Origin of the sequence: Butyricimonas sp. Marseille-P3923, from assembly GCF_900184685.1 — a bacterium.
Taxonomy (GTDB): domain Bacteria; phylum Bacteroidota; class Bacteroidia; order Bacteroidales; family Marinifilaceae; genus Butyricimonas; species Butyricimonas muris.
In genome coordinates, this window is sequence record NZ_FXXL01000006.1 from 1,405,543 (window position 1) to 1,413,503 (window position 7,961).

The window sequence follows — 7,961 nt, forward strand, 5'->3', positions numbered from 1 at the left end:
CCTATCTCATACTTAAATTTCAAGTTAAAAACACAAATCTATGAAAAAAAAACCGATTCATTGCTCTTTAAAAGAGCGGATTTTTAGGAATGACAGGTTTTTAAGACAATTCCTTGCGTTATTGTCTTTGCTTGTCATAGGAAACGTGGGAATAACCGTGGCGCAAGCCGTCCCGAAGTTCACGGTGAATTTTAAGGACGCTTCGTTGACGGAAGTGCTGGATTATTTAGGGAAAAACAGCGACTATACCTTCACGTACAACAGTGAGAACGTGAAAAATGAAACCGTGAAGATTACCGAATCTTTCAAGGACGCTACATTGGAACAAGTTCTCACCAAATGTTTGGAAAAGACCCGTTTTGATTTTAATGTCGTGGAAAACCATGTCATTATAAAAAATAGGACGGTGTCAATGAATGAATTCCGTGTAAAAGGTAAGGTTGTTGATATGAAGGGACAACCTTTGCCTGGAGTGACAATTATGTTGGATGGTACTAAAGTTGGTTTTGTGTCAGATAACCAAGGGGCATTCAATGCAGTGATTCCGGTGGAGAAAGGAGTTCTTTCTTTGTCTTTTATCGGTTTTAAAACAAAAAAGGTGAATTTTGAATCTGGTAAAGAGCTGGTTGTTAAGATGGAAGAAGATGTGGCAGGGTTGGATGAAGTGACGGTTGTTGCGTATGGTGAACGTAAAAAGAGAGAGATGATCGGTTCGGTTTCCAGCGTGAAAGGGGATGAAATAAAGGAAATACCCTCTTCCAGTTTGGAGTCTCTTCTTCAAGGACGTATGGCGGGAGTAGAAATCACGAATATGTCCGGAGCTCCCGGTGGGGGTGGGGCTATTGTTGCTATTCGCGGTTATAATTCATTGATAGACCAAAATTCACTTTCGTTGGGTGATTACGGGGAACCTTTGTACGTGGTGGATGGTATTCCTATGCAGGGATTTACCTCGCCGGTAACGGGTACGAATACTCTTTCCGCTATTGACCCGGCTACCATTGAATCTATTGAAGTTTTGAAAGACGCAGCCTCTGCCGCAATCTATGGTTCTCGAGCAGGTCGAGGGGTTATTCTGATTACCACGAAAAAAGGGCGTGAAGGGGAAGCTAAATTTTCAGCGAATGTGTCCTATTCTTGGTCTCAATTGCCTTCGACTCCTGAGCAAACAGCGGGACGTGCAGTACGAGATTATGCGTTAACGGCGTTGAGAAACCAGACGAGGCCTTATCAGGATCCTGTAACCGGGATTTATAAATTTCCGCACAATTTGCAGGAAGCCTATGGCCTTTATAGTTATGGGGCAGTGTACGACGGTTTTTGGCATAAATCTTTAGTAGGAATTCAAGAAGGACAAAATCCTGTATTTAGTGTAATACAAGATAGTTTGAATCCGTTTTATAATAATGCCACAAACTGGTTTAAGTATGCGTTTCGAACCGGAAAAGTCTTAAATGCGAATATTCAAGCAAGTGGAGGAAGCGCTAGAACACAATATTTGATAGGTGCGGGAGTTTACGATGAAAAAGGGATCGGGTATGGTAGTGATTTTACCCGTGTAAATCTTTTGACGAACTTGAATGTTCAACCGGTGAGAAATTTCTTGGTAGATTCTCGGATTTCTTTGACTTATATGTCTCGACAACGAGGAGATGCAACCGGAGGAATGAAATCTGCTCAAAAGATTGAAAAGATGCCGGTGGATCCGACAAAAACATCATCATTTCTGCCGGGTGGTGGTTGGATAGAAGAAAAGTTGTTGGAAACGATCAACGAGCAATCGGAGAAGAACGAATCGTTTGATTTGAAGGCTTCGCTTGTTTTAAATTATGATATTCTTCCCGGTTTACGTTTGAGTTTGAATGGCTCGGCCAGCTTTAGTCTTGCCACATTGAATTTATTTTTACCGAGGAAATTAGATAAGTATGGATTGAACACTTCTAAATCTGAAATAGAAAGACGTCTGTCCGTGTTGAATGAAAATTTACTTAGTTATAAAAGATCATTTAATGAATCTCATAATATTGATTTGTTAGCGGGGCTTTCTTTCCAGAAAAACACGGGGAATTTTAATTTTGGACAAGGAAGAGGTGGTGCAAGTGATAAAATTCATTACATCTACGAGGGATTTCCTGAGTTACCGGCGGCTAATATGACGGTTGGCGATGGAGATAAAATACTTCAACACGCTCGGTCTGATTTCGAAGAAACTTCAATGGTGAGTTGGTTTGCGCGTGTTGCTTATAACTATAAGCAACGTTATTTGACAGAGTTTACATTCCGTCAGGATGGTTCTTCGGTTTTTGGTGATAAAAATAAATATGCGAATTTTCCTGCAGTAGCTTTAGGTTGGGCCTTTTCAGAGGAAAAATTCTTGGATTGGGCATGGTGGCTGAGTTATGGAAAATTTAGAGTATCGTATGGGAAATCGGGAGAAATATTTCCTGACGCCTATCGGGCGCATGGTTTGATGATTCCCGGAGGAGAATTTCTTGGGCGTCCGTTGATGAATATAGATGATAATGCGCTGAAGAACGGAGGGATGATTAATCGTGAGTTGAAATGGGTGAAACATGATCAATACGATTTCGGCTTAGATATGGATTTCTTCGATTATAGGTTAAAATTTAAAATAGATTATTATTATCGTTGGTCCACGGGAGTGATTGCTAATTCCAAGATCCCCAAAACGATTTATTTGTATGAAAATCGATGGGTGAATGCTAATGATATTTCCAACGAGGGACTTGAGATTGAAGTGGTCGGGGATATTATTCGTGGAGAAAACTGGAGTTGGAGAACACGTTTTAATGCTTCCCGTAACTGGAATCGTTTGAAAAAGACTTTTGATGGTAAAGACGTGGGATTAACGAACGGGATTCCTCACCATATGTTAGGTAAACCGTTATATAATTTGTGGGCATTCGTGCATGGGAAAGTCTATGAACATGAATCGGAGATTCCGACATACTATACGCCTAATGGTGAAAAATACACGATGTATTTGGCAGATAATAAATATCCTTTCGGCGTTGGAATGAAGGAAGTGGTTGATATGAACGGAGACGGAATTGCCGACTATCGGGATAAACGTAATATGGGACAAACATTGCCGAAAATATATGGTGGCTGGGCTCATGAGGTACGTTGGAAGAATTGGGATTTAAACGTGTTGTTGAATTACTCGTTCGGAAGAAAGATTGCTTGTATGTATCGTTCTGATTCAATGGACCCGAAAGAGGTTATTGGCGGTTCAAATCTTTACGTAGATCTTGATGATGTACGTTTCTGGGAAAAACCGGGAGATGCTGCGATAAAAGGGATTTATCCGCAATTATCCTATTTTGATGCGACGATGTTACAATTTAGTCTGATAGGAGGGGTTTTGTCTAGTCAGGTGGAAACGGTAAATTACGTGAAGTTGAAGCAATTAACTATTGGTTATAACGTGCCGAGAGAGTGGTGTCGAAAGATAAAATTGGATAATGTTCGGGTATTCTTTACCGGGGAGAATCTATTTACTATCACGGGTTATTCCGGTGAGGACCCAGAAGTCGTGAGTATATTTACCGGTATTGATAATTATCGGGCTTATCCGTTGGCTCGTAAGTTAACTTTAGGTTTAACTGTAAACTTTTAATAGGATATGATGAAAAAATTAATAATATTAGGATTGTGTGTGGCAAGCTTTACCGGTTGCGATAGTTTTATCGATTTGACACCGGAAAATGCAGTAACCTACACGAATGCCATGGAAACACCGGAAGAGATGGAAGCCGTACTTTCCAATGCTCAGGCTTGTTTTCAAGGGACATTTACAAAATTGAAAATACAAGAAAAAGCCGGGGCGTATTGTAATGGAGCGGTAGCGGGTTTCGGGGGGCCTGCTAGTTACGTGGATGCTAAAGCGCATTTGTGGGATAACGAGATGATGAATACGGGATATTGGGGAGGACATTATGCTACTATCGGGTATGCCAATATCGTGGAATATAACGTGAAATCAAATTGGACCGAAGAGGCTAAAAACTATTTTTGGGGGCAAGCCGCTTTTTTGAAAGGGATGTGTTATTTTGACCTTGCTCGTTGTTGGGGGGAAGCTCCGGTTGTTGTAAATAATGATTATGAAGCTCCGCAAGTGGCAAAGAGTTCCAATCACGATTTGTTGGAAGAAGCAACTCGCAATGCGTTACGGGCCTTTCAGTATTTGCCAAGATATCGGGATTTGAAATATGCTGATGGAACGCAAATGGACAATCGGCAATATGGTAATAAAGAGAGTGCGGCAGCTTTATTAGCACACCTTTACGCGTGGAGAGCTGCAGTGGAAGAAGGAATTACTCTAGACAAGTCGAAAGAGTATTGGGAAGCTTCGGAGAAATACGCTTCGATGCTTGTTGATGCGAATGGAGAATTAGCAGGGTATGTCAACTTAGCTTCAACAATAGAGAATTTGCAGAAAAATACGTTGAATTCTCGTTATGGAGAAGAGGCTATTTTAGAGTTGGAATTCAACACGAAATATACACAAACTATGCCGGGAGAAGATTTTTACGTGGGTGCGAGTGCATGGGGGTATCCTTATAAGTATGGTTCTTATGAAGGAGATCGGATTGATATTAGTGTTAGCTGTAAATTAATAAACGATTTGTACGGAGAGAATACTGCGGATGAACGGAAGGTTGCTTATTTTGATGTAGAACATTATGATCCGGAGGCAACCTTTACCTGGCCGGATGAACCGGCTCGTATTGAGGTGTATGAACCTTTCCCGGGATGGGTTATGACGCAGGTTGTAGGGGGATTACCGGAGGTGGCTGTTAATCGAGCATACGTGAAAAAGTTTAATAAAGAATTTATATATACAGATGATCCGAATCAACCGGAAAAATACGTGAATATGGATTGTAATAAAATATTATGGCGTTATTCCGATATTCTTCTTTTAAGAGCTGAGGTACGAAATTTCTTGGGAAAAACGGACGAGGCAATCGCGGATTTGAATCGTATCCGGTCACGTGCAAAAGCAGATGCGTATCCGGCAGCAAATGATGCCAAGGGGTTACAATACGCTATATTCCAAGAGAGAGAAAGAGAGTTAATCTACGAGAACCATCGTTTCTTTGATATTATGCGAAATAAAGGATATTATAAAACGGAATTGCCCGCTAATTTCCGTATTTTGACAGAGCAGGAGGTGAAAGATGGTGCATTGTATTTGCCTATTGATAGGGATGCTTCGGAATATAACAAGTTAATGATGCCTAACAAGTACTGGTATAGTAAGAAATTTTAATTAAACGTTACGCTGATGAAAAGAATATATAGTATAGCAATTGTTTTGCTTGGTTTTATCGTTACATCTTGTGGAACGGATTATGGATTTATTGATACAGGGCTATCGAAAACACACGAGGAAAAAACAATGTATGAATATTTCCAGACAGATTCCTATAATTGGTCTTTAGTAAAACAGATGGTTGATAGAGCTGGCTTAAAATCGATGTTTAATGGGGAAGAATCTGATTATAAAGAGATCATGTTTCTAGGACCGGTAGATAATACGATTAGACGTTGGATGTGGGATCATGAATACCGGGAAGTGGAGGAAATTGATGCCGCATTGTGTAGAAAAGTTATATTGCGTTATGTCTTTAATAAAGTATATGAGCGTGAAGATGTTCCGGAGAAGACGTCAGAAACCGGCGATGGTGGCGTGAATCTTGTTGCGGCGGCGAATAATCCCGTGTGGTTTTATTCTGTTAAAACACCATTCCAAGACAATCCTAACGTGATGATAACCTCTTTGGAATTGGTTATGAAAGATAATGGGCAAAAAGCCTATATCGCTTCTTCCGGTATTAAAGTGAAAAACGGGATGCTACATTCTTTGGATGACTCACATAAAATAGGTACTGATATAAATTGATATGGTTATGAGAAAAATATTAGTAATTGGTTTTTTAATGACATTATTGGGAATTGCGGTTGGATGTCATGATGAAGATGTTAGTTATTTGGACGTTTCTGCTATGGAGTATCCGTTGAATTCAATGACTGTAATATCTGGGTTAACACTTGATGATACATTAACTATGAAACCGGGTAGTGCACCTTGGGATCCACCTACTTATCCTTATAAATCGAGGATAAAAAATAATGCGCCGTGGGTTTCACTGGGATTTTATGGAGGAACAGTGGAAGGGGCTCGTCCGTTACTCGTGACATTGGAAAGTGTAAAAGTAAAGGGGGAAAAAGCGAATGCAGAGGTGTTGAAAGAAGAATTGGTTATCGTGGGAGAAGGAAGATTGGAGATACCTTTGTACACGAAAATACCGCTTGGTGAATATGTCTTGTCTTTTCGAGTGGCGAATGTATCAGGGAGTGATGTTGTTGAAGACGCATTTACTGTTATCGTGACGGATGATAAAACACCTTGGTTGAATTGAATTTGGCAAAATATCAAAACGTGCGTGAGTGGTTTATAGTTACATGCGCAAAGAATAAGAAGTTTCACAGGTTGAAAATTAACAAAAATAAGAATTGAGATAATATTATCTTGATGAGAATAAAGAGGGAGTTGAACACAAATCGGCTCCCTCTTGTTTCGTATTTTTGTATTAATGGAGGGAAAAGGCGTTTCATCCCGTGTAATAAATGTCGATTTGACAATTATTCACTGTATACAAGTTAATCTCGTGCCCGTCGGTAAATATTTCATGAGGCATAAAATTAATTGTCAATGAAAACAAATTTATCGGGTGTAATCGCACCTTCACGCTTGTCACCGCTGGTGGCTGATGGCTTGTTTATTCGTCAAGACGGGTATTACAAGAAATATTTTTATGCCGATATCCTCTGTATCGAGGCATCGGGTAATTATTGTTATTTTTATTTTGAAGATAAATCCCGTGTTACAGTGGTATGTCGTTTGGGTGCCGTGGAACGGCAACTGCCGGACGCTTATCTTGTTCGTGTGCATCGGGGTTTTATATTGAACCTGCGTTATGTCGACACGTGGGCGGGCAATTCCTTGCGTGCCCGGGATAGATGGATCCCGATGGGTGATTATTACCGGGCAAACGTTTTGTCTTGTTTTAATATATTGGATACTTCCCGGGAGAACCCGAGAACGGGGGACGAGGAGTAGGTTTATTTAATATTCACCGGTCTCGTGGATAAGTTTATCGGCGGGCTCCGGTGGAAGGTTTGTCGATTTTGATGTAGTGTTTTGTTTGTCAATTTATTGATGAGATAGATTCCCGGTAAAGACAGGGAGTAATTCCGGAGAAGACAGGGAACAAAGTCCTTTTAAACTCCTTTCAAACTCGTTTCAAAAACCTTCCCGAAGGTCTTTGAAACGAGAGTGCCACGAGGGGGAAACGTGAGAGAGTGAGTATTCGTTGGGAATATGGTATGACTATAAAACCGAGTGTGATAGATGGTGTAGAATCAAGAGATGTCCACTCGTGTGTTTCTTCAAGGCTTTGATGTCTAGTGTTTTGTAAAAAAACTTAAAAAATAGTGGTCAGAAAATTTGGAAAAAGGGAATTTCTTCGCTTATCTTTGCACCCGCTTTCGAGAGAGAGGGCGGGCGACGCGAGAAGCTTAAACGAGATACTGGAACGAGAGGTTTTAGAAACCGCCGAAAAAAGTTTTGAAAAAAGCTTGAAAAAATTTGGAGGTTGAAAAATAAGCATTACCTTTGCAGCCGCTTTCACGATGAAGGCAGGAGGGCAGGATAGAGGGGCGATAGGAAACGATAGAAGAAGAGTTCTTTAAGATATTGAAATGAACAACGTAGCGAGCGTGAATCGAGCCGACGAGATGTCGGGATTCATGAAACACATGACCCTTGCCGGAATAAAATTTCTGAAATTAACTATTACAATGAAGAGTTTGATCCTGGCTCAGGATGAACGCTAGCGACAGGCTTAACACATGCAAGTCGAGGGGCAGCG

Annotated in this window: 5 protein-coding genes and 1 rRNA gene; all 6 read left to right on the top strand. The window is 40.6% G+C overall.

Annotation, left to right across the window (positions count from 1 at the left end):
• Positions 1-40 precede the first annotated feature (40 nt).
• On the top strand, positions 41-3,640 hold the full coding sequence (locus tag CS948_RS11460) for a SusC/RagA family TonB-linked outer membrane protein (RefSeq protein ID WP_099291797.1): 3,600 nt from the start codon (positions 41-43) through the stop codon (positions 3,638-3,640).
• Between the two features lie 9 nt (positions 3,641-3,649).
• Positions 3,650-5,296, top strand: coding sequence for a RagB/SusD family nutrient uptake outer membrane protein (locus CS948_RS11465; protein WP_176555027.1), 1,647 nt, complete (start codon positions 3,650-3,652; stop codon positions 5,294-5,296).
• Positions 5,297-5,311: 15 nt separating this feature from the next.
• A complete protein-coding gene (locus CS948_RS11470) occupies positions 5,312-5,929 on the top strand; it encodes a hypothetical protein (RefSeq protein WP_141560937.1) in 618 nt (205 codons plus the stop codon).
• Positions 5,930-5,936: 7 nt separating this feature from the next.
• Positions 5,937-6,449 carry a hypothetical protein gene (locus CS948_RS11475; RefSeq protein ID WP_141560938.1) on the top strand — a complete coding sequence of 171 codons (513 nt, stop codon included), beginning with the start codon at positions 5,937-5,939 and terminating at the stop codon, positions 6,447-6,449.
• A gap of 293 nt (positions 6,450-6,742) precedes the next feature.
• Entirely contained in the window at positions 6,743-7,150 is a 408-nt protein-coding gene (locus CS948_RS11480; RefSeq protein ID WP_099291801.1) for a LytTR family DNA-binding domain-containing protein, read from the top strand.
• A 737-nt stretch (positions 7,151-7,887) separates the two neighbouring features.
• Positions 7,888-7,961 (top strand): 16S ribosomal RNA (locus CS948_RS11485); the annotation flags it as partial.